General features: G+C 37.7%; 2 protein-coding genes and 2 pseudogenes. 1 reads left to right on the top strand and 3 read right to left on the bottom strand.

Annotated features, from left to right (window positions below):
• Positions 1–19: 19 nt before the first annotated feature.
• Complete coding sequence (locus A9G30_RS01060; protein WP_065587783.1) at positions 20–1,255, top strand: MFS transporter; 1,236 nt, start codon at positions 20–22, stop codon at positions 1,253–1,255.
• A 172-nt stretch (positions 1,256–1,427) separates the two neighbouring features.
• On the opposite strand, the pseudogene A9G30_RS13505 reads toward A9G30_RS01060, so the two are convergent.
• The 3 genes and pseudogenes from A9G30_RS13505 to A9G30_RS01050 form a co-directional block, all read right to left on the bottom strand.
• Positions 1,428–1,658: pseudogene (locus A9G30_RS13505) on the bottom strand (hemagglutinin repeat-containing protein); the annotation flags it as partial.
• A gap of 162 nt (positions 1,659–1,820) precedes the next feature.
• A pseudogene (locus A9G30_RS01055) lies at positions 1,821–2,636 on the bottom strand (IS3 family transposase); the annotation flags it as partial.
• A 57-nt stretch (positions 2,637–2,693) separates the two neighbouring features.
• Positions 2,694–2,951, bottom strand: coding sequence for a transposase (locus A9G30_RS01050; protein ID WP_176700817.1), 258 nt, complete (start codon positions 2,949–2,951; stop codon positions 2,694–2,696).
• Positions 2,952–3,016: the final 65 nt, after the last annotated feature.

Raw genomic sequence — 3,016 nt, 5'->3', positions numbered from 1 at the left:
TTAATAACTAGAGGTAAACATGAAACCTGACGTAGACTTCGCCACGCAAGCTGAAAGTGAACACACAACCCCATATCAAAAGAAAACACTTTTTGCATCCACAGTAGGTTATGCACTGGATGGCATGGATATGATGATTTTAGCCGTCTGCTTTAACCTAATTTCAGTCAGTTTTAACCTAACAAAAACAGATTTAGGAACTTTAACATCAGTAACCTTACTTGGCGCAGTATTGGGTGGTATTTTATTTGGGGTGCTTGCAGATAAATATGGACGAGTAAAAGTCTTTTCATGGACAATTTTGATATTCTCCCTCTTTACTGGGTTATGTGCAATTTCACCTAACTATGAATGTTTTTTGATATTCCGTTTTTTAAGTGGACTTGGACTTGGTGGCGAATTCGGCATTGGTATGACCTTAGTTTCTGAAAGCTGGCCTAAACATAAACGTTCAAGAGCCACATCAATTGTGGCATTAGGCTTTCAAGTCGGTATCATTTTGGCTGCACTAACGGTAAACTTTATTGGTGAAGTTTATGGTTGGCGCTGGGCGTTTGCCATAGGGGTACTACCTGCTCTATTTGTTGCATGGACACGTAATGGATTAAAAGAGCCAGAAATATGGCAAAATCTAAAAAACCAAAACAAAAACCAAATTGCTATAGGTAAATTATTTAAAACTCCACGAACCACAGCAACAACACTAGGATTAACCATTGCTTGTGCTGTACAAAACTTCGGCTTTTATGGGCTGATGGTTTGGATGCCAAATATGATTGCAACAGAACTCAAATTACCGTTTAAAAACACCATGTTTTGGACCATTTCAACCACCATTGGCATGTCATTAGGGATCTTAATTTTTGGCTGGTTATGTGATAAATTTGGTCGTCGCCCTTCTTATATCCTATTTTTATTCATTTCAGCTGTTTCGATTTGGTTCTATTTCCATCAAACGGATATGTTGATATTAATCATATTTGGCTCAGTCATTGGCTTTTTTGTCAATGGCATGATGGGCGGATACGGTGCATTGCTTGCTGAACATTATCCAACTGATGCACGCTCAAGCGCCGAAAATATTATCTTCAATGTTGGGCGAGGTATCGCGGGAATATCCCAAGTGCTTATCGCTTATTTAGCCGAAATATACTCAACTAGCTATGCACTTGCATTACTTTCAGCGGCTTACTTATTATCAGCAGCTGCATTTGTCTTTTTAATACCTGAAACAAAAGGTAAAGCACTAGAATAAATAGATAAATAAAAGATAGGGCGCTTGTCCTGTCTTTTATATCAGCGTTTATATCAACTTAACCTAATAATCACTAATCCTCACCAAAATATCAGACTGTACTAGCCGCTATAAATGCGTTATTAAGGTAATACTGATTTTGGTATTGTGCTGGTGACATCTAGCCATTAGCTCAATGTCGGCGAACCCGCTTATAATTGGTATTGTAGTGATCCGTATCTTGCAGTGATTGGATGTTTAAGTTGTTACCCACATCCATGTTGACTGTGTTGCCTTTTAATTAGCCGCCTATGAGGTTAGTGTCGTTGCCCGTTTTGATGGTGAGTTTGTTTTTGGCATCAATCACGCTTTCTGTCCAAGCACTGCCGTCCGCATTTTCTCGCTCTCGGCTAAATTTGGCATTGCCTTTAAAGCGTAAGTTAAAGGATAATTACAACTTCGTTTTGTAAAAATAATTCAGGAGTCTATACCGTTTGTTTTGGTTTTTGTTTGATTGAGATTTGATATTGGATTATTGTTTAGTGTTTTGATGTTAATGTTTTATTAGATTTTTGTTTTATTGGAATTATAGTGTAAATACCCCCAAACTTAGTACACAACTCACGTAGAAAATTAAGCCACCCTGTTTTAGTGTTTTGTATTCAATCGATGTCATGTTATTTAACTCCTCATGCAGTCTTTCGGTGTTATAAATGGTTAGCCATTCTTCGGTTACCTTTCTTGCTTGTTCTAGATTATTAAATAGATATAAATCGAGTACTTCAGTACGATAGGTACGATTAAATCGTTCAATATAGCCATTTTGATAAGGGCTACCGGGCTGGATATAATCAATGGTTATACCATGTAATTTAGCCCAGTTGGTAAAGGTTTTTCCTGTAAATTCTGGCCCATTATCGACCCGTATTTTTAATGGATATCCATGATATTCGTCCAGTTTATCTAAGTAACGGGTAATCCTTCCTGCTGGTAAGCTTACTGCAATATCAATACCTAACGCCTCACGATTAAAGTCATCGATGACATTGAATGTCCTAAAGCGACGTTGATTACGACTACTGTCACTCATAAAATCCATTGACCAACATTCACCTTGTTTATTGGGAGCCAATAACTTTTCTGGCTCCCGAGGTGGAATTCGTTGTTTTCGTTTTGTTTTAAGATTCAGTTTTAACTCACAATACACCCGATAAACACGTTTATGATTCCAACGATATCCCAGTTTTCTGATTCGATTAAAACACTTAGGAAAGCCCCAACGTAAATGCCGGTCTGTGATAGCATTCAACACCGAAACAATCACCGAATCATCCTGTAACTTAGCTTGATAATAGTAAGCACAACGGCTTAAGCCAACAATGGCACAACTCATAGCAATAGTAACCGAATGATTTTTTTTGTAGTTGCTGTGCTCACGTTTTACGTGCCTTGGTGGGCACTAAAGCTTTTTTATGATTTCTTCCTGAAGCTGGGATTTTAAGCTCAGTTCGGCAAACATCTGCTCAAGCTTGCGGTTTTCCGCTTCGAGTTCTTTTAGACGTTTGATGTCTGAAATTTCCATTCCGCTGTATTTTTCTCGCCATTTATAGAAAGTTGAATTACCCATGCCATATTTACGGCACAACTCTTTAACGGGTACACCTGCCTCTGCTTCTTTTAAAATAGCGACGATTTGATATTCAGTCATTTTTTTCATCATTAAATCCTCTTTACTTTTATCATAGAGAATTTTCTACTTTTTTGCTGTACTATTTTAGGGGA

It is taken from the genome of Gilliamella sp. Fer4-1, assembly GCF_001690515.1.
Taxonomy (GTDB): Bacteria; Pseudomonadota; Gammaproteobacteria; order Enterobacterales; family Orbaceae; genus Gilliamella; species Gilliamella apicola_C.
Note: the sequence above shows the minus strand (reverse complement) of the source record. Positions and strands in the feature narration are given on the sequence as shown.

Bases quoted from the DNA above. Each gene is read 5' to 3' on its own strand.
- A9G30_RS01060 (WP_065587783.1), top strand. From the start codon at position 20: ATGAAACCTGACGTAGACTTCGCCACGCAAGCTGAAAGTGAACACACA.
- A9G30_RS01050 (WP_176700817.1), bottom strand. From the start codon at position 2,951: ATGAAAAAAATGACTGAATATCAAATCGTCGCTATTTTAAAAGAAGCA.